The following is a 24,797-nucleotide window of genomic DNA, read 5'->3' on the forward strand; positions in this document are numbered from 1 at the left end:
AAGTTGAGGTTAGTAAAGGCGCATTGGCAAGCTGCGATACAGTCACTACTGGATTTAGTCAGGGATCCACAAGCATGCTATTAAATTCGTGGGGATCCCACAGACTCTGACCCCATTTATTTACGCACATTAACAATAAAACAAATATCTACAAACCCGGCACGCAAACAAACAAATGAAATAGCAAAGATAAGGCTAATCCATAAATTCATTACAACATAGTTAAATACCTACCAAAAGAAACAGCTTATAACACCTAGAGATCCCCTGATATTTAGCGCCCCCTTAAAAATAAACCACTGACAATTTGAAAGTTAATGCCAACCTGAAACTTAAAATAAACTTAAAAATAGCCCAAAAGAAGCTTAACCCAACATAAATCAAAACTTAATCATTTATTCAGCCAGATTAAATACGCATCCACAACAAAAAACAACAGCAATAAAAACAACAAGATGCGACAACACCTCGTTATTTTCGATGAATAAAGAAATAATATTCGAGTATACACTAACTAGCAATTTGCTCTTAAATATCAAGGTAAAACAGTGACTACAGCTAACAAATAAATATGAGTTATAAGTAGGACTTAATAATTAACCTTATGAAATGCCTATCTACAAATAGGTATTAACTAGCCACACAGATAGTTAGATAACAGATAGAGTAAACACTTTAACATTCTAAAACGCATCAGCATCAAGGTTGAGAACTAAGACATTAAAACTTGTCAATAATATATAACTACTTCTACTCATTATAATTTTTGACACTCGAATTACTTACACTCGATTAAGTCAATATATAAACAAGGAGTTTAAATGAAGTGCAGCCAGTTATTAGCGCTATTAACATTAGCATTGACATTAACTTTATCTTTTTCGGTATTTTCAGGACCAAGTGATCCTACTGATGAGGAGCAAGCAGTACTTGAATCTTGTATGTCACTTAAGAATGCCCCTGAAGATCGCTCTGCAAACACTTGTATTTACTATATTCAGGGATTTCTGGCAGGTTCATTAACCACAAAATCAGATTACGTATTGCGTGAAACATCGGGAGTATTTTTCGATAGAGCCTATCAAACTCGAGTAGGAAAACGGACATCGAAGGAGCAACCGATCCAGCTATGCCTGTCTAGAGATGACAATGTTGAGCACTTAGCAGAGCGCCTCGTTGGGCATCTGTCCTACCCAATCGAGTCGATTCAGTTGCTGCACACCCAAATTTACCAAGCACTCGCAGTGGAATCTTCATGCTGATAAATAGCTGTAACCAAAGCTATAAGCCTATTGATAGCGCTGAAGCTTACAAATCAGAGACAAGGGTTTCTTCAACTTGTCATCTTACATTTACTTACCGATTTTCTGGATATGCTAGGTTTAAAGAGAAACGATGAATAACAGCAAAGCACTAAATAAAATACCACTAGAGGAGGTAAGCTATCAGATGCCGACCCACACACTCAGCCTATGCTTGAGCCTGTCTCTCTTTTGGTGGATTAACTCAAACTACAGCAACCCACTTCTGCTGTCACTGGGGGCCGCTTCTATTCTACTCGTGCTCTATATTGCACACAGGATGGATGTAATCGACCATGAGTCTCAGCCAGTTCACCTATCAGTAAAAATGCCTGGCTACCTGCTATGGCTAACCAAAGAGATCATTGTTGCCAATATCTCTGTGGTCAAATATATCTGGCTTGGCAATAGCAGCATCTCCCCAACTCTTGTCACGATAGACGCCAGTCAGCGCACAGATCTCGGCAAGGTTATCTACGCCAACTCCATTACCTTGACGCCGGGTACGGTAACTGTGGACTTAGTCGGTGATCGCATGACCATCCACGCATTGGTCAAAGAAAATATCGATACCTTAAAAGCCGGTGAGATGGATCGCCGGGTAACTGAATTGGAAAACAGATGTTAACTGCAGCCACAATCGCAATTCTCGTTGTCATGCTCCTCGCGATCATTCGATGCGTCGTGGGTCCAACGCTATACGATCGGATCCTGGCATTTAATATGTTTGGCACTAAAACCGTATTGCTGATCTCGATACTGGGCTTTTTGATGGGGCGGCCTGAGTTCCTGGATATTGCCCTCGTATACGCCCTGATCAACTTTATCAGTGTTATCGGCGTACTGCGCTTTTCTGACTCTGTTGAGTTCAAGCACCCGCTTCAAGAGCAAGCGTCAACCAAAGAGGATAAACAATGAATCTCTTACTCGAGATCGGCAGTGGTTTGTGTTTGCTGCTCGGCTGCTTTCTATGTCTATCAGGTGGTATTGGCATCTTGCGCTTCCCTGATTTCTTTACCCGCATGCACGCGGTTGGGGTCACCGACACCTTAGGTGCTGGGATGATACTCATTGGCCTGATGCTACAAAATCCACAGGGTCTGGTACTGCTTAAGTTGATGATGATCTTACTGTTCACACTATTTATCAACCCTACTGCAAGTCATGCACTGGCCAAAGCAGCCCTGCGCAACAACGTGCAGCCGGTGCTCGACGAAACAAGCAACCAGGGAGGGGACAAGTCATCGAAACCTTAGTTAATGTCGTTCTATTAAGCTTTCTCGTCGTGATCGCTATCGCCATCGTCCGGACCAAAGATCTGTTGGCCGTGGTGATGTTGACCGGGATCTATGGCTTACTATCCGCGAGCTTCTTTGTTGTACTCGATGCAGTGGATGTGGCCTTTACCGAAGCCTCTGTAGGCGCAGGCATATCAGGCTTACTGATGCTGGCGGCCATCACCATGACAGGTCGCGCCGAGGCCCCTAAACGTCATAAGCCTCTGCTGGCTTTACTGGTGGTATTTATCACAGGTGGAATGCTGATTTATGGCACCTTGGATATGCCCTATTTTGGCAGCTTCGAAGCACCGGTTCATCAACATGTCGCCCCTCGCTACATTAACGACTCGATGCAAGAGGTCGGTGTACCCAATATTGTCACCTCGGTACTGGCCAGCTACCGTGCCTTTGACACCTTAGGTGAGGTCGCCGTTATCTTTACTGCCGGTATTGGTGTGCTGTCACTCCTGTCACTGCCCCGACGTCGCAGGTCATCTGAATTAGATGAGAGCAGCGAAGATAGCACTGAAAAGCAGATGCATGAGCAGCATATGGTGCTGCGAATTATTAGCAAAATATTGATCCCCTTTATCCTGTTGTTTGCACTCTATGTGCAGTTCCACGGCGACTTTGGCCCTGGGGGTGGTTTTCAGGCGGGTGTTATTTTTGCCGCCGCAATAATCCTCTATGCCATGTTATTTGGGCTGGACAAAGCCAGGCGTGTCTTTAATCAATCGCTGATCCAGCTGATCGCAGCTATCGGCTTATTGCTCTATGCCAGTGTTGGCGTGGTCTCGCTATTTAACGGCGGCAACTTCTTAGATTACAACGTATTAGCTGACGACCCACTTGCTGGTCAGCACTTAGGCATTCTGCTGATCGAGCTGGGAGTGGGCTGCACAGTCGCCGCGGTGATGATCATTATCTTTTTCAACTTTGCAGGCCGCAGAGAAGCACAACAGAGCAGCCCTGAACTGAACGCTACAGAACAGAACAGCCCTGAGCTAATAAACAGCACTGAACAAAAAGGGGGCGAGTAATGTTACTGGGACTCTATAACTACTGGATCGTGGTACTGCTGATGATGATCGGTTTCTATATCGTTATTGCCCATGGCAACCTGATCAAAAAATTGGTTGGCTTAACGATTTTTCAAACCTCGGTTTTTATCTTTTACATCAGCATGGGCAATGTCGATAGCGGCAGCGCGCCAATCCTGGCTGAAGGTGTGGCTCGTTACTCTAACCCCCTCCCCCATGTGCTTATTCTCACCGCGATTGTGGTAGGTATTGCAACGACGGCGCTTGGCCTTGCACTGGTGGTAAGAATCAAAGAGTCATACGGCTCTATCGAGGAGGATGAGATTCAAATTCAAGATCAGCTCACTGAGGATAAAACATCGTGTTAGCCCATCTGCCTATTTTACAAGTTATTGTGCCGCTGATGGCAGCGCCTTTATGCTGGTTCCTGAACCGCTCTAAACTAGTGTGGCTGCTTGCCTTACTGGTGAGCGCCTTTACCTGCCTCAATAGCATATTCCTGCTGCAACAGGTGATGAGCTCTGGCACCATTATCTATCAACTCGGCGGATGGGATGCCCCTTGGGGGATCGAATATCGCATCGATGAGCTCAACGCCCTTCTGTTGCTGATCATCTCATCCGTCGGTACGGTAGTCCTGTTTGCAGCACATACCAGTATCCAAAAGGAGCTGCCAGAAGATCGCCATACGCTCTTTTATAGCCTGTACCTGCTCTCAATAACGGGTATGTTCGGCATCGTCTCCACCGGAGATGTGTTCAATGTATTCGTATTTTTGGAGATCTCCTCACTATCAGCTTACGCCCTGATTGCGCTCGGCAAAGATAGACGCGCCCTTTGGGCCGCTTATCAATATCTGATCATGGGCACTATCGGCGCGACCTTTATTCTGATTGGCATCGGCATGCTGTACCAGATGACAGGTACGCTTAATATGGATGATCTCGCCAATCGTCTTGCTGAGGTTAACCAAACACGCACCGTATTTGCCGCATTTGCCTTCTTAATCGTCGGAGTCTGTCTAAAACTGGCACTATTCCCACTGCATCTGTGGTTACCTAATGCCTACGCCTATGCCCCCTCAATAGTGACTGCATTTCTCGCTGCCACGGCGACTAAAGTTGCGGTTTATCTACTGATACGCTTTAGCTTTACGGTATTTGGTATCGAGTTTTCCTTCACCACCCTGCCACTGCAGAACCTGTTTTTGGTCCTTGGGCTGGTCGGGATATTCGCGGCCTCAACGGCGGCGATATATAAAACCAATGTCAAACATATCTTCGCCTACTCGAGCATAGCTCAGGTTGGCTACATGATTATTGGCTATGCCATCCACACCAGCACCGGGCTTATGGCCACCCTGCTGCACCTGTTTAACCACGCCCTGATGAAGAGCGCCCTGTTTTTGGCGTTAGGCGCGGTGATGTACCGCATCGGCAGCGTACAACTTAGCCAGTTCCAGGGGCTCGGACGACAGATGCCCCTCACCATGGCAGCCGTAGTGGTAGGTGGCTTGAGTTTGATTGGCGTGCCTTTGACAGTCGGGTTTGTCAGCAAGTGGTACCTGCTCGTCGCCGCCGTTGAGGTGGGGATGTGGCCGGTAGCAGTACTGGTATTACTGGGTTCTCTACTGGCAGTCGTTTATATATGGCGAATCGTTGAAATAGCCTATTTCAAGCCCCCTCTGCCGGGTCGTGAAGCGGTGCGCGAAGCACCCTGGACCTTCCTCGCCCCTATTTGGGCACTGGTACTGGCCAACATCTATTTTGGCATCGATACCCGTCTTAGTGTGCAGGTAGCACAGGCGGCTTCTCAAAGCTTGTTTGGAATTAACCCATGAATCTATCTTTGGAGCTGTTGCTACAGCTGACCATTATCTTGCCTCTGATCGCCACCTTGGCGATCCTGGCAACGGGAAAACATCCCAACCTTCGTGAGGCTGTCACCATAAGCTTCAGCCTTGCGGTACTCTTTTGTGTGGTCAACCTATATCAAGGCCTAAGTGCCGGCGCCTCTATCGATGTGTTTTGGTGGCAGCTTCTGCCAGGTTTGGAAGTCCGCTTTGTGGTTGAGCCCTTAGGCATGCTGTTCGCCCTGATTGCCAGCTTTCTCTGGCTCATCACCACCCTTTATGCCATCGGCTATATGCGTGGCCACGGGGAGGAGAATCAAACCCGCTTTTATCTCTGCTTTGCGTTAGCCATAAGCGCAGTGATGGGGCTGGCATTTTCGGCCAACCTGTTCACGCTATTTATCTTCTACGAAGTGTTGACCCTCTCCACCTACCCTTTAGTGACCCACGCGGGCACAGAAAAGGCCAAACAGGGCGGACGAGTATACTTAGGTATCTTGCTCGGCACCTCTATCGCCTTTTTCCTGTTAGCGATTATCTTAACCTGGTTTGTGGCCGGCACCCTGGACTTCACCGCTGGCGGCGTATTTGGCTCTGATGTTGATACCAGCTTAGTCGGAGCAATACTGGTACTGTTTGTATTTGGTATTGGTAAAGCGGCCATCATGCCGTTCCATCGCTGGCTACCTGCCGCCATGGTCGCGCCAACGCCGGTGAGCGCCCTGCTGCATGCCGTAGCGGTCGTTAAGGCTGGGGTGTTCACCATATTAAAGGTCTGCGTGTTTATCTTTGGTATCGAGCTATTACCCACCCTGCCGACCACCGAGTTTCTGCTCTATTTAGCGGGGGCATCTGTGCTGCTTGCCTCAATAGTGGCAATGCGTCAGGACAACTTAAAAGCACGTTTGGCATATTCGACCGTGAGCCAGCTTGGCTATATCACCATAGGCGCACTGCTGGCCACCTCATCAGGGGTTATCGGCAGCTCAATGCACATTGCTACCCATGCTTTTGGCAAGATCACCCTGTTTTTCTGTGCAGGCGCCATTTTGGTGGCGACCCATAAATCGAAAATAAGCGAAATGCGCGGCCTCGGCTTTACTATGCCAGTCACCATGGCGGCCTTTTTTATCGCTAGCCTAAGTATCATAGGCGTGCCTCCCGCTGGCGGCACCTGGAGTAAGTGGTTCCTGCTGATGGGCACAATAGAGACAGGTTACTTTGTCATTATGATGGTGTTGATGGTGAGCTCTCTGCTCAATATCGCCTACCTACTGCCTATCCCCTACCATGCATTCTTCCCGGGCAAGGGGCATCCAGCGGCAAAGACGGGCATCAAGGAAGCGCCGATGGTGTCACTCATCGCACTATCCATCACCACCTTAGGTTGCCTTATCTTGTTCATCTATCCGCAACCTCTCTATGAGTTGGCTAAAACCATCTTAACTGTACCGGGAGTCAGCCATGGACACTAACAAGACAAAAGACAAGCAGTACTTCTTCGATAACCCCAAAAACACTAAACGGGTTTTGCACCTACTTTATGCCTGCTGCGCCCTGCTTGTGGTGCTTGATTTTGTCATTCATCGCCATGTCTACCATAGCTGGGAAAACCTGCCAGCCTTCTACCCCATCTATGGCTTTGTAGGCTGTGTCGTCTTGGTGGTCATAGCTCGCTGGATGCGCACCTTTCTGATGCGCTCAGAAGACTATTACGATAAGCAGTATGACCATCCAGATGACAACGAAAACATTTTAGAAAAAGCTGCAGATGAAAACACCCACAAGGGTGCAAACAATCAGGCTGAAAACAAAAAAGTAGGTGATCACAATGTGGATGCTTGAGCTACCGCCCTTTACCCTGTTCTTTATAGGCGGGCTTATTGCTGCAATGACCCGGGGCAAACTACGCGGTGCGATAATGGTTGCCATTCCATTCGTTAGCGCATTGCACCTGTGGACCGTGCCTGAAGGTATTCATCTGCAGCTGACGTTTTTAGATTATGAGTTGGTGCCATACCGCGCCGATAAACTGAGCCTGATGTTCGGCTATGTATTTCATATCGCCGCTTTCATCTCCATTATCTACTCGCTCCATGTTAAAGATACCGTACAACAGGTAGCAGCCATGCTCTATGCAGGTAGTGCACTGGGCGCGGTATTTGCCGGCGATCTACTTACCCTATTTGTATTCTGGGAGCTACTGGCCTTTACTTCGGTATTTTTAATCTGGGCGCGCAGAACGACCCGCGCTTACCATGCCGGTATGCGATACCTGATCATTCAAGTGCTATCTGGTGTCATCTTACTAGTCGGCGCACTATTTTACGCCGCTGAAACGGGCTCACTGGCCTTTGGTAATATCGGCCTGGAAGGGGTTGCTGGCTGGCTGATCTTTATCGCCTTTGGTATTAAATGTGCTTTCCCGTTTGCCCATACCTGGCTTACCGATGCCTACCCGGAAGCGACACCAACAGGAACAGTGCTACTCAGTGCATTTACCACTAAGGTGGCCGTTTATGCACTGGCGCGCGCCTACCCAGGCACCGAGCTTTTAGTTTACATTGGCGCAGCCATGACCTGCTTCCCAATCTTCTTTGCGGTGATTGAAAATGATCTCCGCAGAGTACTGGCCTATAGCCTGATAAACCAGGTGGGCTTTATGGTGGTCGGTATTGGTATCGGTACCGCACTGGCAATCAACGGCGCCATTGCACATGCCTTCAACGATGTGATCTTTAAAGGGCTGCTATTTATGAGCATGGGCGCGGTACTGCATATGACCGGCAGAATGAACGGCTCAGATCTCGGCGGCCTGTATAAGACCATGCCCAAGACCACGATACTCTGTATTGTCGGTGCAGCCTCTATCTCAGCCTTCCCGCTGTTCAGTGGTTTTGTCAGTAAGTCTATGGTGATGTCTGCTGCACTTGAAAATGGTTATGACTGGATCTGGCTAATGCTACTGTTCGCCTCCGCCGGTGTATTCCATCATGCAGGAATTAAGATCCCCTATTTTGCCTTCTTCGCCCACGACTCCGGGCTGCGCGCCAGCGATCCACCGCGCAATATGTTGTTCGCCATGTTTATCGCCGCCAGCCTCTGTATCGCCATCGGTATCTATCCTGCCGCGCTATACTCGCTGCTGCCATATGATACGGGCTACAACCCTTATGATGCGACCCACGTATTAGCGCAAACTCAGTTGCTGCTGTTCTCAGCCTTGGCGTTTGTTTGGTTAAATATCAGAGGCATGTATCCACCAGAGCTGCGTTCAACCAACTTAGATGTAGACTGGATCTACAGGCGCGCCATTCCCAATGTGCTGCAAAAGGTATTTGCAGTCATTTGGCAGGCAGACGGAGCGCTACGCAACGCTGTTACCAGTAGACTAAGCCAATGCCAAACCTTTATTGCCAGCAAGCATAAAGGCTTAGGCGGCCTGCTCTCAGGCTCATACCCCTCAGGCAATATGGTGCTCTGGGTAGCCGTGCTACTGGCGTCCTACCTGTTTATCGGGTTTGTTGGTTAGGCTATCCGTTTAACTTAGAGCTGTGAATTCAAGCGGCTTGCATAGCGATATGCAAGCCGCTTTGTTTTACATCAACCGCCCCTTCCACCGAGCCAAAAACAGTAACCAGAACATAAGCCTAGGACAAAACACAGAGTTTTCTATTTCAATTAGAAATATGTGATGGAGGCATTGAAAACCACAGTAAAAGTAGGTTAATGTGTGTGCAGTTAGGGAAACGCTCTCACTAGAGAAACTGCATTCAGGGATGAAGATAGTGACACATCAATCAAAACGCAAGCAATTGATTTATATAAATCTTCCTACCTATTTATCAAGAATGCACTTCCCAAAATACACAATCAAATAGATTTGATTGTGGGTGACATAGTTATTCTCCTTAATTACTAATATTATTGTTGTTAGAGGTTCGATATGTCTAGAAATGAGAAGATAAAACAAATATTGGAGACTCGTGATATAAGGGTACTTCTTCATTTTACTCAACTATCAAATTTACCAAGTATTTTGCAAGGTGGATTAAAAACAAGAGATAATCTAGACAACTCAGCTAAGTATAATGACGAAATGAGGCTAGATAACCATACTGATACGGTATCTATTTCGATACATCACCCCAATGACTCTATGTTTTTCAAATATCGTCAAAAAGATTGCAACGTTGACTGGTGTGTTCTTGGTATTGATCCTATTATACTGCTAAAACAAGATGCCCTATTTTGTAAACACAATGCAGCTTGCGCATCAATTTCCTCTTTGGAGGAAGCAGAGCTAAGGAAATCAAAAGCCTTAGAAGAAATGTTCGCTGAAATTCCTAGCATTAAATCTAGGCAAGAGCAGCTCCTTAAACCAAATGACTCTACAGACGTACAGGCTGAAATTTTAGTTAAGGGTAATATAGAGTCTAAAGATATATTTGGTGTTGTATTTACCTCTAAATCCGCAGAAGAAGCACATCGAGGTATCCTTAATGGTAGGCATACACTCATCCATGCTGAGCGTGAAATATACCTATCGAGACGAGAAATACAAAGGAGATTCAATTAATGGCAGTAAGGCCTATTTTTAGCCCCTTAATAGATAGTATTGGAGTTAGTGAGCAACCTATAGACTTCCATTGGCACTCTGGTTTTGCGAAGTCTCAAAAACAGAAATCAATCTTTTCAATGCATGAAGCAGCAAGAGCACTTGGCTTTGCAAATTTATTAGAAATATCTAGCAAATCAGAGAATAAAATAGGAGTTAAACTTAGTGCCTTCAATCTAATGATCACAACAAAGAAATATCACAAACAGTTTTCAGTCGAAAGCGCTTTCCAAAGTAGTAAAGTGTTCGAAAGTGGTGGCCCCTATACTGATCTACTACACAAAGACTCCTTATCTGCTAAAAAAGATATTCGGCTAAAAGAGTCGGGAAACCTTGTTCGTTTTCGTTTTTTTAATCGAGATTTTCCAACTACCCCTAGAACCTATTTTTACGACTGGGTTTATATAAATGCTTTGCTGCAGAACCAAGAACTTGAATGTGAGTTATCTGGTTTTGATGGCTTTACTGATATTGAATTTAATCCACAAAAATCCATTAACTGTCAAGCACATGCAATAGCACTTTATCAAAGCTTAAAATCATGTAATTTACTAAAAGAAGCTATGACATCACCAGAATCATTCCTTGAATACACATCTGAGCATTACGCTAAACAATCTAGAAATATTGGGGTTCAGCAATCTATGGTTTAACTATCAAGAAAAATTATTTTTTGAATAACCAAATGTACGGTTATCACCAATTTAGATTCGTTTATATCAATAAAAAACACGCCTGGATACAGCAGATATCTCACCAACAACACTCACTAGACCTACATTAAAAAGTAAACCTGCAATGATAAACAACATCAACAAAAAACATAGAGTAATCCCAAAGAAAAATATTCCGTTTTCACTAAATTTCTCGTGAATTTTAGATATAATACCTCGTTCAAAAACATCTTCTAATTCGCTAGAATCGAGAACTGCACTATATCTTTTTTCTAAATCCTTTAGTTGTTCCTCAGCAAACTCAACCTTTTTAATTAACTCCGTTCTTGAAACATAAATATAAAAAATTGCAGCCACAAGGAATAGTATAGTTAAAGATGACACTTCTAAAGTAAAAATATTATTCACTTTCCCTTTATCAATCCCTGTAAACACTATTGACATAAAGAAAAAACCATAAACGGCAAAAACAGATTTCTTTACCTCCCCCCTAAAGCTATCTGTATATTCAACTATTTTATTTGATAATTCAAATACAAACTCAGAAACCTTATTCTTAACCTCTATGTACCTCTCTACATTTTCTTTTAAGTATATTTTATAATTTGAAAAAATAGTTCTTTTCAAGTTTTGGTCAAACAACTTTGTTTCACCTCTGGTAGAGAACAACGATATGACATTGCTAAGAATCCCTAACTTAGCTGATTCTTCTTGGCCAGAGTAAACCCACTGATAAACAGTTTGCAGAATATCTTTCTGTTCATCATCATTAACTATATGTTCGAACTTAACCTCTAAATCTTTATACCCTGAAAATAAAAAAGTTTTGCTTTCAACATCAAAATCTGTGCATATCCTAGATAACATTAATAATGATGACGTATTCAATAAGTATTCACCAAACTCATTTTCAAATTGTCTGGACCAATCAAACATTAAATCTGGGTTACCTCCATCCGAAAAAAACTTAAATAACAATGCAGATTTACTTACCATAGAGTTTTTTATTTCTATAGGTGTAGCTCTTTCGAGTTCAAGGACAGATAATTTTTCTCCGTCGTAAAAACTAACTGTATAGTTATACTTAATTATTTCAGATAGAAAAGTAGTCGCGGAAACTATATAGTTTATAGAATTAAGGTATTTACTAAAAGCATTTGAGTTTATTACAGTAAAAGATGAAGCATCATTTTTATCAATAACTAAAGCAATTTTACAAGAATCACCGTCATCAATGACATCAAGGCACTTACTATGGAAAACACTCCAATCTGTAGTAACTATTTCTGATTCATCATGTATATATAAAGCATAGTTAACAACCAGGTCTTTTACACCCTTAACAAATGAATCTGAAGCAAAAATTTCATCGACCTCACTAATTAATGAAAATTCATAACTTAATTTATAAGAGTTAAAGTCTTCACTTTCATTTACAGTAATCATTTCAGTTCTGGAAACTTGTCGTAGCCTGTATCTGACTGTATCAATACATACTTTTTCCCATTTACTCCTTTAGAATATATCCTACCTTTAGTCCCTTGATTTGTAACAATACTAATATCATCTTCAAGCTTGTAAGTTTCTTTCATTTTAGATTTTATTTCAGAAGCTACAATGTTAAAGATACCATCGAATTTACTCGATGTGATAACTTTCATTATTTCAGTTCTAACATCATCAACAGTAACATCACCAACACAAGTGTAAGTTCCGACAACATCATCAACAAAAGATGTACCATCAAACTTATTTTTAGTTGAAAAATAGCTTTTAACACTGTTTGCAATAGTTATTTTATCTTCAGCCGAATCCTTTAGAATTCTATTTATTGATTTAATAATTAAATTAAAAGCACTTTTAGTATTTTCATTATCAGATTTAAATGGTGACGAATCTAAAAATTCACTAGACCAAAACTTTGATATTGATGTATTAGAATCAGCAATTTTAAACTGTTTAGGTAACAGCCCGTTATCTAGTTTGAAAAGAGCCGCTTTTAGCAATCCTTTTTCCGATGGCAGTCCTTCTTCCTTTTTAAAGGAGGTTTTATCAAAAAATGATTCAAAATCTATTTTTGCAATTAACAGTAAATCATCGGCCCCAATACTAAACCTTGAAATAAGTAGACTACCTTGTTTAATATCAGCAATCTTATATTTAGACGAGTAGGTTGTTTCTGCATCATATAGATACTGCGCTATTTTACTCGTATCAACCTTTAAAAAACCAGCGGTAAGAACATTTTCAACACTAGCTTTTACTTTAGAGTTCCCATTAAATGAAAAACTTCTTGTTGAAGTTGAAGAGTTAACTTTCCTAGCAAGTTCTCTTACAAAAGCAACAAAATCAGCTTGTGAAGTTGCAACTGTTTTTGAAGGAGTTGGTGCTGGTTTAGACAAGTCAATTTCAAAAGATGCTAAATTCTCTTAAACCTTACTTATTGGGTTAATGGTCATAAATAATATCCTTATTTTTACATAGTATATTAAAAGTCAATAACCATGTATATGAACCAACTCATAAAAAAGACAGGACAGCCATATCTTTTGTCCTTTAGCTTATCCTCTACTAGCCTTTGTAGTACCTCCTCTTGACCTAGTGTCGGATAGCCATTATGACTTCAGCTCGACGAACACTATTTTTAGGGCAAAAGGCAACCCAGAATCTACTCCCTTCTATCACATCATAAATCGCTGTGTCAGAAGGGCTTCTCTACGACAAAGCCAACAAACCATGCTCACTTCCCACTGAGTTGGCAACAGCTGCCAACCTGTCTTTTATCCCCTGCTCAATACCCACGCCACCTTCAAGCAGATCATCTACTGCGATAAAGGCAATCGTCGTCAGCTTGCTGCTTTCATAGTGATACGCATAACCTTTCTCTATATTCCAAGCCGCCGCGGCGCTCCCATTACTTGCATTACAAGACGCTCCAGTTGCCTTCAACTGTTGCATCTTCTCATCCAATGACCTGACAAGCGTAAAATCAAAAGAGAGGACAAAATCTTCATTACCGTACCAATCCGCCTTTAACGCCTGAAAATTGATCCACATCTCCAGCTGCGTTAACAAGGGCTTCAGCGAACTAGAGAAGCGACTATCGGCCGCTATCGTAATGGGAAGTTCTTGCTGCAACTCTGCAATTGTTTGTGCTTCTGCTTTTGTCATGAATAATGGCCGTAGATCATTGTGCTGATAACTTTAGATTTAACCACTAAGTGGAGGCTGAGTAAACGGGATAAAGAAGTTATCAGGGGGACGATGATTCCAAATACCGCCGCAGGTTACAGCACTCCCCCATGGAAGGTGAATATGGCGCAGCCATAAGCTCATGAACGAGAAGCATGGTCTACTCGACATTCAGGCATCCTGCCTATCAGGGGAGTCGTGGCACATAGAAATGAGGTCGCAGGTTACAACATTCCCCGTTGGAAGTTGCCGAAGGGCGTTGGAATAAATCACGTGAAGCCGACATGGATGTCGGTTTAGCTTTCGGGGGGCATGGACGCCCCATCGGAAGCGTTAGTGATTTATCCATAAGCCTGAGGAGCACAACTTCGCCGGGGCGTCATAGGTGGATGCAAGGAGGGCGAGGACGAGCAGTCCTCCTTGCCCCGTGCAGGGTGGAGCCCTGCGATGTTCATCAAGCGCAGCTTGATTAGTAAATAGGTGGAATGGAATTCCACGACGTTAGTGGCCGATAGGCCATAAAAAGGTAATAAAAAAGCGAACCACTAACGGTTCGCTTTAGTCACTTCGCGGCTAAAGCCGCTCCTACAATAGATTTTCTACGAAAACCTATTCGTAATCACTCATTGGCACACACGCACAGAATAAATTGCGATCCCCAAACACATCATCGATACGATTAACCGTTGGCCAGAACTTATTAAGCTTAACCGCTGCCGCCGGGAACACGGCAATTTCACGGCTATAAGGACGTGAGTCAAACTCAGGGTCCATGATATCGGCCATGGTATGCGGTGCGTTGTGCAGCGGGTTGTTGTCGGCAGGCCACTCGCCTGACTCGACGCGCGCCGCTTCGCCGCGGATAGAGATCATCGCTTCGATGAACCTGTCCAGCTCAACCTTAGACTCAGACTCCGTCGGCTCAATCATCAAAGTTCCCGCAACAGGGAAGCTCATGGTTGGTGCGTGGAAACCATAGTCGTTCAGACGCTTGGCAATATCCATCTCGGTCACGCCCGATGACTCTTTAAGCGGACGCAGGTCGATGATGCACTCGTGAGCTACACGGTCATTACGGCCGGTGTAAAGCACAGGATAATGCTCAGACAACTTCTTCATCACGTAGTTAGCACTTAGCAGAGCAACCTGTGTTGACTGACGAAGTCCCTGATGACCCAGTAACTTGATGTACATCCAGGTGATAGGCAGGATGCTTGCGCTGCCATATGGCGCCGCAGAAACCGCACCATTGTTGTCAGACTCACGACCATGCTTAACCACGACGTGACCGGCGACAAATGGTGCCAGGTGTGCCTTAACACCGATTGGGCCCATACCGGGTCCACCGCCGCCATGTGGAATAGCGAAGGTCTTGTGCAGGTTAAGGTGAGACACATCGGCACCGATAGAACCAGGTGTTGTCAGACCAACCTGAGCATTCATGTTGGCACCGTCGAGGTAAACCTGACCGCCGTGCTGATGAATGATGTCGCAGATCTCACTCACCGTCTCTTCGTACACGCCGTGAGTCGATGGGTAGGTGATCATGATGCAAGACAGGTTCTCGGCCACTTCTGCGGCTTTCGCTTTCAGGTCTTCCATGTCTACGTTACCGGCCTTATCACAGGCGGTAACGACGATCTTCATGCCAGCCATCTGAGCCGAAGCTGGGTTAGTACCGTGGGCAGACTGAGGGATCAGGCAGACATTTCTGTGGGCGTCGCCACGTGAGATGTGGTAATTCCTGATAGCCAGCAGACCGGCATATTCGCCCGATGCACCTGAGTTTGCCTGCATACACATGGCGTCATAACCTGTGATGTCCACAAGCCAATCGGCGAGCTCTTCGATAAGGTCGGTGTAACCCTGTGACTGCTCCAGCGGGCTGAACGGGTGCATATTACCGAACTCAGGCCAGCTGACCGGCATCATCTCTGTCGCCGCATTGAGCTTCATGGTGCATGAACCCAGCGAGATCATCGAGTGGTTCAATGCCAGATCTTTATTTTCGAGACGCTTGATGTAACGCATCATCTCGGTTTCGCTGTGATAGCTGTTAAACGTCGGGTGAGTCAGGATGGCATCGGTACGAACAAGCTGCGCCGGAATCGAGCTGCTGCCAGCCTTGATGATTTGTGCATCGAGTGCAGCAACATCTAAGCCATGCCCTTCGCCTAAAATCACATCGAACAGCTCGGCCACATCTTCACGCAGTGTGGTTTCAGCCAGACTGACACCTAAGATGCCGTCGTTGTCGATGCGCAGGTTCAGACCCGCAGCTAAGGCGCGGGCCGTGATAGCCTCGCTGTCGGTACCTTTCAATGAAAGAGTATCGAACCAGGTGTTGTTAACCAGCTCAACGCCTTTAGCCTGTAGGCCAGATGCCAGAATATCGGTTAGACGGTGAATGCGCTCGGCAATAATCTTAAGGCCTTGCGGGCCGTGGTATACGGCGTAGAAAGAAGCCATATTGGCCAAAAGCACCTGTGCGGTACAGATGTTTGAGTTGGCTTTTTCGCGGCGGATATGCTGCTCACGAGTCTGCATCGCCATACGTAGTGCGCGGTTACCACGGGTATCTTGTGATACACCGATAATACGACCCGGCAGTGAACGCTTGTGTGCGTCACGGGTAACGAAAAATGCCGCGTGTGGACCACCCATTCCCATAGGAACACCGAAACGCTGAGCACTACCGAAGACTACGTCTGCGCCCATAGAGCCAGGCGACTTAAGCATAACCAGTGACATGATGTCGGCGGCAACCGATACAACCGCCTTCTTGGCTTTAAGCTCGGCAAATAGCTCGGTAAAGTCGGTGATCTCACCGAAACGGTTGGTGTACTGGAACAGGGCACCAAACAGCTCGTAGTTGACCGCTTCACTTGCAGGGCCGACAACAATCTCGAAACCAAAACATTCGGCGCGGGTTTTCACCACATCTAATGTCTGTGGGAATACGTCATCGGCGACGAAGAAGATGTTGGCTTTTTTCGCCTTGGATACACGTTTGGCCAGTGCCATTGCTTCGGCGGCTGCAGTTGCTTCATCGAGCAAAGAGGCTGAGGCCAAATCAAGGCCTGTCAGATCCATAGAGACCTGCTGGAAGTTCAGAATCGCTTCTAAACGGCCCTGGGCGATCTCCGGCTGATAAGGGGTATAAGCCGTGTACCAGCCAGGATTTTCGAATACATTACGCTGAATAACTGTGGGTACTTCAGTACCGTAGTAACCCATGCCGATATAGCTCTTGAAAACCTTGTTTCTGTCCGCTATTTCACGGATATAGGCCATACCTTCGGCTTCACCACACGCACCGCCAACGGCTAAGTCACGGTTAAGGCGAATTGACTCAGGTACGATCTGCTGTGTCAGGTCTTCTAAAGATTCTGCACCAACAAAGTTCAGCATCTCTTGGCGCTCTGCACTGTCCGGGCCAATATGACGGCGGATAAATAGTTCGTGCTGCTCTAACTGAGTGAGGGTTTCTGTGGTCATGATAACCTGTTCCATTTTTGCCGATATCCAGCCTGTAGGGGGGGAGGAGTTACCGGTCTCATTTTTGATTAGTTTGGTTTAGCAATTTGGAGCGGTATATACCCAAACCACTTCAAGATGCAGGATTCAGCATCTTGAGGTAGCTTGGGTATAATGAACAAAGCCCCATATTTGAATATGAGGCTTTGTTATCAATCGGCGATTATTCTTCGTCGATAACGGCTTGGTAGCCTTCGGCATCGAGCAAGTTGTCGATTTCGGCAACATCGCTTGGCATGACGCGGAAGAACCAACCGTCACCGAATGCATCGCTGTTGACCAGCTCTGGAGAATCTTCAAGTGCTTCGTTAATGGCAAGTACTTCACCCGAAAGTGGCGCATAGATGTCTGAGGCGGCTTTTACTGATTCCGCAACGGCACAATCTTCACCGGCACTCAAGGTATCACCAACTTCAGGAAGCTCAACGAATACCATGTCGCCCAAAAGTTCTTGTGCGTGCTCACTGATACCCACGGTATAGCTACCGTCTTCCTCTTTACGGATCCACTCGTGAGAAGAAGCGTATTTCAATTCAGCTGGAATGTTGCTCATTATTCTTAATCCTTATTCCGTTATCTAAATTTTTTATTAATAAGACAATATACTGATTTTTCGTTCGAATTAGCAGGTGTTTCGCTCACGTTTTTGGAGCCTGTGCACTCTTGGAGTGCATCTAAGACCGCAGGCAAACAAAAACTCACCACCACTAACTCTATTATCTGTTTTACTAAATCATTTTCTGCGGTTAATACGCAGGAATTTCGTTCTGGTTCCAGGTGCCTGCGCGCAATTGATACGCCAGACTCTAACCACGAAAAACCATTGAACAATTATCTACTTCATTTTATTGCGCAAATACGCAGTGGTTTCTTTCAAGTTTTAGGAGCCTGCGCGCAGTTGATACTGCATCAATGAGCACAGGCGACAACACTCTTTACCACAACCAATTACGAAATAATCTGTATCACCTCAACACAAGCACTATTTTCTGCGGTTTATACGCAGGAATTTCGTTCTAATTTTAGGAGCCAGCGCGCAGTTGATACGTATCAATGAGCACTGGCGACAACAAAGTAGGACGAAATAACCAGTATAAAGCCTGAAGAATTAGAAGGCTTGTTTACCGTTGCGTACAAATGAGGGTGCAACGACTTTAACAGAGACACGCTTCTTACGCATTTCGACTTCGGCTGTATCACCTATGCTTCTCGGCACGCGGGCCATCGCAATAGAATAGCCTAAAGTCGGCGAGAATGTGCCGCTGGTGATGGTGCCTTGCTGCTCTGTGCCTTCACCATCGGTGAAAAATACCGACATGCCCGGACGGATAACGCCTTTGGCTTCCATGATAAGACCGACCAGCTTCTCGGTACCGGCAGCTTTAATCGCAGCCAGTGCTTCACGACCGTTAAAGTCACGGTCCTGTGGCTCCCATGCTATGGTCCAGCCCATGTTGGCCGCTAACGGATTAACCGTTTCGTCCATATCCAGGCCATATAGATTCATACCGGCTTCTAAGCGAAGAGTATCACGGGCACCTAGGCCACATGGCTTAACGCCGGCCTCTAAAAGACCTTGCCAAAGCGCTTCGGCTTCGGCTTCAGGTACGATGATTTCGTAACCCGTTTCGCCGGTGTAACCGGTAGTTGCAATAAACAGTGAGTCGGCTTGAACACCGAAGAATGGCTTCATCCCTTCGACGGCAGCATTTTGCGCATCGTTAAATACCGTAGCGGCTTTCGCCTTGGCGTTAGGACCTTGAACGGCGATCATGGCAAGTTCGGGACGCTCGACTATCTCAACATCGAAACCTTTAACCTGCTCGGCAATCCAGACTAAGTCTTTTTCACGTGTAGCAGAGTTAACCACTACGCGGTAATGAGTATCGGTAAGATAATAGGTGATTAGGTCGTCAATCACGCCAGCATTATGGTCCAGCATGCCGCCATATAGCGCCTTACCGGGAACCTTAAGCTTAGCGACATCGTTCGCTAATAATTTACGCAGGAAAGCACAGGCATCAGTGCCGGTCACATCGACAACGGTCATGTGTGACACGTCAAACATACCGGCATCTTGACGAACGGCGTGATGTTCTTCGATCTGTGAACCATAGTTAAGAGGCATATCCCAACCATGAAAGTCGACCATCTTGGCGTCAGATTCCAAGTGCTTGTTAAAGAGTACAGTTTTATTAGCCATTATTATCTCTTCTTTGTGGCCCTTTTCGGGTCTTTGCCTGGCGTAGGGAACTCACTGCCAGGATGTGATTGCAAAGATAAAACTTACATACATTGCATTAAGTAGAGATGCATATATAACCAGCATCACTTTAAAGCAAGGTATCAAAATGCGGCGAAATTATACCTTGCGTCACAGTTTTGTATACAAGAGAATTTTCTAATCCGAACGATTCAGTCATTACTTTTTCTCATGTTAAACATGTAGTTTTTTTACATGCACAGAGATGCTTTCAAATAAAGCCATAACAACTTACTGAAAAAATTGGATTATTAATCCTGCTCAACAAAACTGCTATTCTGCTTTGCAGAGTTTGGGCAGGCTATTTTTATTACCCATCGCCTGTTGCATAAACAGTGTTTTCACAGGAGAAATATTATCGACCAAATTCAAACCGAAATCCCGCAGGGCTTTCTTCACCGGATTGCTACCCTCGAAGAGGCGTTTAAAGCCTTCCATCGCCGCGATCATCTCCAGAGCGTCGGCCTTTCTCCAACGCTCTAACGCGCGCAAGTTACTATAGTCGCCGATATCTTTACCATCGAGTTTCAGCTCGCCGATAGTCTGAATAATAGCGGCCGCATCCAGGAAGCCTAAGTTGACCCCCTGCCCTGCCAGCGGGTGTATGGTGTGCGCCGCATCACCGGCCAACAACAGACGGTGACGGGCAAAGTGACGGGCATAACGCATTCTCAGCGGGAACGCCTGAGGCTCGCCCTCTAAGTGGCACATCCCCATGCGACCATCGAATTCGGCCGTTAATTTATGCTCGAACTCCAGCTTGTCGGCATCGAGCAAGGTCTTAGCCTTTGCAGGTGGCACCGACCAGACGATAGAGCAGAGGTTGGATTCATACAGAGGCAGGAAGGCTAATGGTCCTTCATCCAGGAAAACCTGTCTTGCGGTGTCTAAGTGTGGGATCTCGGTGCGTATGCTGGCAACGATGGCATGATGGCCATAATCCCAGAACGTCATCGGAATTTTACACTGCTCACGCACCCAGGAGTTGGCGCCGTCTGCGCCTATCACCAATGCGGCGCTGAGGTTGTCACCGTTATCCAGGGTTAACCAGGCTTCACGTTCACCGAAGGCAATTTTATCCAGACGGTGATTCTCGAGATGGGTGATCTCGTCAAACTCGGCCGCTCTCTTCGCCAGGGCAAAACTGATGTTGTCATTTTCTATGATGCTGCCAAGGTGCTGCTCGCTGAGCGAGTGGGCATCGAAACCAATTTTCCCCAAGCTATCCTTATCCCACACCTCCATCTTTTGATAGGGGCTGAGACGGTCGTTGTCCAGATAACTCCAGGCTCCCAGATTTTGCAGTAATCGTTGGCTGGCCTTGTTGATTGCACTCACCCTGAGCCTGGGCTCACCAGAGACGGCATGAGTTTCACCGGCATCGATAACCACGACCCGTAACTCTTCCATTGCCAGACCGATAGCGGTAGCCAGCCCGACCATTCCTCCGCCGATTATGGCGACATCATAGGTTTGTGAACTCAACATTTAACCTTCCTTAAAAGTAAACACTTATGATTCTGCAAAACTTGTGTTCAAGCGCTGCTTCGAGCGAATTTTCAAGCCAGGCCTTTAAACCCGGCTAACTTATGATCTCCAGCCCATGGCACTGCGCGCGATAGGCGTCTTCAGTGGCGGCAGCCAGGAGAGTAATCTCAGTGCCAGGCTCCGCCCCGCAACCAGTGGCCAGTAGTCGTTAGAGAACCCCCGCACCAGAAACTCAATATTTGTCATGGTTTCGCTTCGATCCGCTTCCCGGCTTTGCAGGTATTGATGGATCACTTGAGCGCTGCCAAGATCCAGCTCATCAACAGCTTCACTCTCTATGGTCTGCTTTAGCACTTCGAGCAGGCTAACCAGATCTCTCAGCCCTAAGTTAAACCCCTGACCGGCGATGGGGTGCAGTGTCTGCGCCGCATTACCGATAAAGACGGTGCGATGGTAGATGGGTCTTGGCATGTGCGAGAGCAACAAGGGATATGAGTGACGTTCGCCAACCCCGGTAAATTGACCGGCGCGATAGCCAAATGCCTGCTGCAGCTCGGCTAAGAATTCGGCCTCAGGCACAGACATTAAACGCTCGGCCTCATCGGGCCTCAATGCCCACACCAGAGATACTCTGTTAGCCCCTTTGGACTTAGACATTGGCAGAATAGCCAGAGGACCAGAATCAGTGAAACGTTCGAACGCCCAGTTTTCATGCGGGGTGTCAGTTTCTACATTCGCAATGACGGCAACCTGATCGAAATCGACTTGTTCCAGAGGCTGCTTAAATGCCTGCCTGACTTTGGAATTAACCCCATCGGCAGCAACCAGCAGTGATGCACTAAGCTGGGTACCATCGTCCAGAGTCAGTAACTGAGCATTGGCCTGCGCCTCAACCGAAGCAAGCTTAGCCGGACAATAAAGCTCGATGTCGGTGTCGGCGATCTGCTTAAACAGCACCTGCCCCACCCGCTCGAGTTCAACCACCTGCCCCAGATACTTCAGATAGAAGTCATCGGCATTGAGTTCTGTCATGCCAAAGTGACCACGGTCTGAAATATGAATGTTCTCTATCGGAGTACCCAGATGGGCTAGCTTTGGCCAGATACCGAGTCGATTCAGCTCGAAGATAGAGCCATGGGCGACGGCAATGGAGCGCGCATCGAAACCAGGATGATTGTCATCGGGGCGATGAGCCTCGATAAGGGCAATCTTGAGTGGTCTTTGAAGGTCTTTAGCCAATTTCCTTAACCCTAAGGCCAAGGTGGCCCCGGCCATCGCGCCGCCAACAATGGCGACATCGACAACTTTAATCGTTTGGCTGGGATCTTGTTCAGTTTGAGCTTTCATTCAGGTTCTCTACTACACCAAAGCTTCTTATCCGGTAAAGCGTCTGAGTCAACGCTTTGCCGAAACTCGATAAGAGATAATTTTTTGTGTGTCTTGCGACTATTTATGTAACGTCTCTGTGCTGCTGACCGAGATTAGTGGATCACACTCGCTTCTTGCTCAGAGGGCTCAGGGCCAAACTCTGAGTAGCAGAGCAAGGCTGCCATCTTAGAAAACTCCATCAGTTCCATGTACGCAGACTCGGACTCATCGTCATCTGCAACATCGAATTCCACCAAGGCGATTTCGGCAAGGTCTTTAATGACCTCCTGTACATCCGCCGATGCCTTGTTCAGCTTGGGCTGAACCATGGCGATACCGGTCAGGAAGCTTTGCACCCATAACGAGAGCGCCTCGACGCGTTTGGCCAAGGGCTCCTCCTCTTCGGGAAGCATAGGCGTAAATCCAAAATCGGCATCCGACAATCTTGTCAGGGTATCCTGATAGAGCTCATCGATTAATTGTTGTAGTGCATCCGGCAGCGGCTGGCCATCATTCATCAGCTCCAGAAATGCACTATTCCATGCCTTTTTTGATTGTTCAACACCGCCACAAATCAAGCCTACAAGCGCGCCATGTACTTCACCAGGCTGCTGACCGATTTCTGCCGCGTCGAGTGCAGCCATTAAGTTATCTATACGTAAAGAGGGAGGGGTAGCCATAACTGTGTCCGAAAGCAAAATATACTGGTATACATGCTAGCAGAAGTGACACGTTCGACCAAGAAAAGCGATGCACAACACCGACATCTGAGCACTTAGGCATACAAAGGAGTCATAAGTAGTAAGTTCAAGACAGAGCAGAGAAAGTTTTAAGTTGTAAGTTCAAGACAGAGCAGAGAAAGCTTTAAGCTGTAAGTTCAAGACAGAGCAGAGAAAGTTTTAAGCTGTAAGTAGAAGACAAAGCTATCAAGGCGACGAGCTAAAGCTTTTATTCTGTGACTCGTGACTCGTAGCTCGCCCCCTAAACATTCGCGGCTAAAGCCGCTCCTACAAAGGGAGCTGGGTATTATTCACCCTGCTTTAGGTTATCTAAACAACATTTAATCTAATATGAGGCATCTTAGCGCTTCCTCATGTTGCACTTTGCCATACAGACCGATATAGTCCGCTCAAGAGCCAGAAGAAAGGACCCTTTGCGTCATGAGTAGCCACGCTATTGAAATTAGCTTACTAGGCCGTACATACTCCATCGCTTGCCCGCAAGGACAAGAGGAAGCATTACAGCACGTGGCACAAAACCTCGAACAACAGTTGAGTTCACTGAAAACCAAAACCAACAATTTGAGTCGCGAAGAAATTGCTATTATGGCAGCCCTAAATATCGGTTATGAGTTGTTGGAAGAACAACAGAAGAATCAAGATTATATACAGCAGATGGATGATAAAATCGGTTTGCTTCAATCAACTTTAGAGAACGCACTCGTTGAGCGTTCGACAAAAGACGATTAAACTATACTTATAGACGTAAGTTAGAGACTAGAGTTTTAGTTTCTAGTTAGAGAAAGTAGTTAAAGAAAAGATTTCAATCAGTGTTCGACTTTTGTGTTATCCCCTGTACGGGCATAACGACTCATTAAGCTCAGATTAAGCTAAAGTAAGCTAAAGTAAGCTAAAGTAAGCTAAAGTAAGCTAAAGTAAGCTTAGAAGATGAACCTGATAACCAGTTTTGCTCCCTGGTATACGCGTCAGTCGGCAATGTCCCTGTGCCGATATTTACAAACCCAGGGTGAATGCTTTATTGACATTGTGCAAGCTCGGCTCGTATCGAGAAGCCTTAGGATATAATCATTTACCCGCCTTGAACCTACGGTTCAAGGGCTTACGCCGGCAACGGTATTTTGGGGAGCATTCCAAATTCAACTTAGGTTGAAGCAACCAAGCCATCATCTAATTGTGATGGCTTTTTTGTATCTCAAATTTTGACTTATCAACAAGTCACCCGCCTTGATCCTGTAACCCTCCCCTAAAAAAGTCTATGGTTCAATGACCTACCCTAGCAAGGGTATTTAGGGAGCATTCCAAATAAGAAAGTCACTGTTAATTACAGCAGTGGCTTTTTTACGTCTAAAATTTGTGGGATTAAAACGAACAATATACCCGCCTTGAAACATCTATGGTTCAAGGAGCTACTCCAGCAACGGTATTTTGGGGAGCATTCCAAATT

General features: G+C 45.9%; 22 protein-coding genes and 1 other RNA gene. 14 read left to right on the plus strand and 9 right to left on the minus strand.

All coding sequences use genetic code 11. From position 1 onward, the window contains the following. The first annotated feature begins 821 nt into the window (after positions 1–821). The 12 genes from EKG39_RS18405 to EKG39_RS18460 all read left to right on the plus strand — a co-directional run bounded on the left by EKG39_RS18405 (position 822) and on the right by EKG39_RS18460 (position 10,744). Positions 822–1,262, plus strand: a complete 441-nt coding sequence (locus EKG39_RS18405) for a hypothetical protein (protein ID WP_126507451.1) — start codon at positions 822–824, stop codon at positions 1,260–1,262. 133 nt (positions 1,263–1,395) lie between these two features. Beyond that, the gene (locus EKG39_RS18410) at positions 1,396–1,929 is read left to right on the plus strand and encodes a Na+/H+ antiporter subunit E (protein WP_246028551.1); all 534 of its coding nucleotides are present in this window, start codon (positions 1,396–1,398) and stop codon (positions 1,927–1,929) included. Beyond that, a complete protein-coding gene (locus EKG39_RS18415) occupies positions 1,923–2,219 on the plus strand; it encodes an MrpF/PhaF family protein (RefSeq protein WP_126507452.1) in 297 nt (98 codons plus the stop codon). Before EKG39_RS18410 ends, EKG39_RS18415 begins: the two co-directional genes overlap by 7 nt. Next, positions 2,216–2,557 carry a monovalent cation/H(+) antiporter subunit G gene (mnhG, locus tag EKG39_RS18420; RefSeq protein WP_126507453.1) on the plus strand — a complete coding sequence of 114 codons (342 nt, stop codon included), beginning with the start codon at positions 2,216–2,218 and terminating at the stop codon, positions 2,555–2,557. The genes EKG39_RS18415 and mnhG overlap by 4 nt, the downstream gene beginning before the upstream one ends. Before the next feature lie 29 nt (positions 2,558–2,586). Next, a complete protein-coding gene (locus EKG39_RS18425; protein WP_246028552.1) occupies positions 2,587–3,621 on the plus strand; it encodes a Na(+)/H(+) antiporter subunit B in 1,035 nt (344 codons plus the stop codon). Beyond that, positions 3,621–3,989, plus strand: coding sequence for a cation:proton antiporter subunit C (locus tag EKG39_RS18430; protein ID WP_126507455.1), 369 nt, complete (start codon positions 3,621–3,623; stop codon positions 3,987–3,989). Before EKG39_RS18425 ends, EKG39_RS18430 begins: the two co-directional genes overlap by 1 nt. After that, complete coding sequence (locus EKG39_RS18435) at positions 3,983–5,461, plus strand: monovalent cation/H+ antiporter subunit D family protein (protein ID WP_126507456.1); 1,479 nt, start codon at positions 3,983–3,985, stop codon at positions 5,459–5,461. Before EKG39_RS18430 ends, EKG39_RS18435 begins: the two co-directional genes overlap by 7 nt. Further along, complete coding sequence (locus EKG39_RS18440; protein WP_126507457.1) at positions 5,458–6,948, plus strand: monovalent cation/H+ antiporter subunit D family protein; 1,491 nt, start codon at positions 5,458–5,460, stop codon at positions 6,946–6,948. Before EKG39_RS18435 ends, EKG39_RS18440 begins: the two co-directional genes overlap by 4 nt. Beyond that, entirely contained in the window at positions 6,938–7,318 is a 381-nt protein-coding gene (locus EKG39_RS18445; protein WP_126507458.1) for a hypothetical protein, read from the plus strand. Before EKG39_RS18440 ends, EKG39_RS18445 begins: the two co-directional genes overlap by 11 nt. Next, entirely contained in the window at positions 7,305–9,005 is a 1,701-nt protein-coding gene (locus tag EKG39_RS18450; protein ID WP_126507459.1) for a Na(+)/H(+) antiporter subunit D, read from the plus strand. Before EKG39_RS18445 ends, EKG39_RS18450 begins: the two co-directional genes overlap by 14 nt. 414 nt (positions 9,006–9,419) lie before the next feature. Then, complete coding sequence (locus tag EKG39_RS18455; protein WP_126507460.1) at positions 9,420–10,052, plus strand: DarT ssDNA thymidine ADP-ribosyltransferase family protein; 633 nt, start codon at positions 9,420–9,422, stop codon at positions 10,050–10,052. Then, complete coding sequence (locus EKG39_RS18460) at positions 10,052–10,744, plus strand: DarT1-associated NADAR antitoxin family protein (protein WP_126507461.1); 693 nt, start codon at positions 10,052–10,054, stop codon at positions 10,742–10,744. The genes EKG39_RS18455 and EKG39_RS18460 overlap by 1 nt, the downstream gene beginning before the upstream one ends. Before the next feature lie 66 nt (positions 10,745–10,810). Here EKG39_RS18460 and EKG39_RS18465 read toward each other — a convergent pair whose 3' ends face one another. From EKG39_RS18465 to EKG39_RS18505, 9 genes are all read right to left on the minus strand, one after another. Continuing rightward, complete coding sequence (locus tag EKG39_RS18465; protein WP_126507462.1) at positions 10,811–12,211, minus strand: hypothetical protein; 1,401 nt, start codon at positions 12,209–12,211, stop codon at positions 10,811–10,813. Continuing rightward, positions 12,208–13,167, minus strand: a complete 960-nt coding sequence (locus EKG39_RS18470; protein WP_126507463.1) for a nucleoid-associated protein — start codon at positions 13,165–13,167, stop codon at positions 12,208–12,210. The genes EKG39_RS18465 and EKG39_RS18470 overlap by 4 nt, the downstream gene beginning before the upstream one ends. A 313-nt stretch (positions 13,168–13,480) precedes the next feature. Then, positions 13,481–13,936 (minus strand): hypothetical protein, encoded by a 456-nt coding sequence (locus EKG39_RS18475; protein ID WP_126507464.1) that lies wholly within the window; start codon positions 13,934–13,936, stop codon positions 13,481–13,483. 630 nt (positions 13,937–14,566) lie between these two features. Then, a complete protein-coding gene (gene gcvP, locus EKG39_RS18480; protein ID WP_126507465.1) occupies positions 14,567–17,455 on the minus strand; it encodes an aminomethyl-transferring glycine dehydrogenase in 2,889 nt (962 codons plus the stop codon). A 202-nt stretch (positions 17,456–17,657) separates the two neighbouring features. Further along, positions 17,658–18,047 carry a glycine cleavage system protein GcvH gene (gene gcvH / locus EKG39_RS18485; RefSeq protein ID WP_126507466.1) on the minus strand — a complete coding sequence of 130 codons (390 nt, stop codon included), beginning with the start codon at positions 18,045–18,047 and terminating at the stop codon, positions 17,658–17,660. Positions 18,048–18,602: 555 nt separating this feature from the next. Then, a complete protein-coding gene (gene gcvT / locus EKG39_RS18490) occupies positions 18,603–19,697 on the minus strand; it encodes a glycine cleavage system aminomethyltransferase GcvT (protein ID WP_126507467.1) in 1,095 nt (364 codons plus the stop codon). Between the two features lie 333 nt (positions 19,698–20,030). Further along, on the minus strand, positions 20,031–21,245 hold the full coding sequence (locus EKG39_RS18495) for an FAD-dependent oxidoreductase (protein ID WP_126507468.1): 1,215 nt from the start codon (positions 21,243–21,245) through the stop codon (positions 20,031–20,033). Positions 21,246–21,344: 99 nt separating this feature from the next. After that, positions 21,345–22,592 (minus strand): 2-octaprenyl-6-methoxyphenyl hydroxylase, encoded by a 1,248-nt coding sequence (gene ubiH, locus EKG39_RS18500; protein ID WP_126507469.1) that lies wholly within the window; start codon positions 22,590–22,592, stop codon positions 21,345–21,347. A 134-nt stretch (positions 22,593–22,726) separates the two neighbouring features. Beyond that, positions 22,727–23,293, minus strand: coding sequence for a UPF0149 family protein (locus EKG39_RS18505; protein ID WP_126507470.1), 567 nt, complete (start codon positions 23,291–23,293; stop codon positions 22,727–22,729). Between the two features lie 480 nt (positions 23,294–23,773). Here EKG39_RS18505 and EKG39_RS18510 point away from each other — a divergent pair, with 480 nt between their 5' ends. Together EKG39_RS18510 and ssrS are read left to right on the plus strand one after the other, a co-directional pair. After that, complete coding sequence (locus tag EKG39_RS18510; RefSeq protein WP_126507471.1) at positions 23,774–24,082, plus strand: cell division protein ZapA; 309 nt, start codon at positions 23,774–23,776, stop codon at positions 24,080–24,082. 218 nt (positions 24,083–24,300) lie between these two features. After that, positions 24,301–24,482, plus strand: a non-coding RNA gene (gene ssrS, locus EKG39_RS18515) — 6S RNA. The last annotated feature ends 315 nt before the right edge of the window (positions 24,483–24,797 follow it).

This window comes from Shewanella atlantica (assembly GCF_003966265.1).
In the GTDB taxonomy this organism is placed as follows: Bacteria; Pseudomonadota; Gammaproteobacteria; order Enterobacterales; family Shewanellaceae; genus Shewanella; species Shewanella atlantica.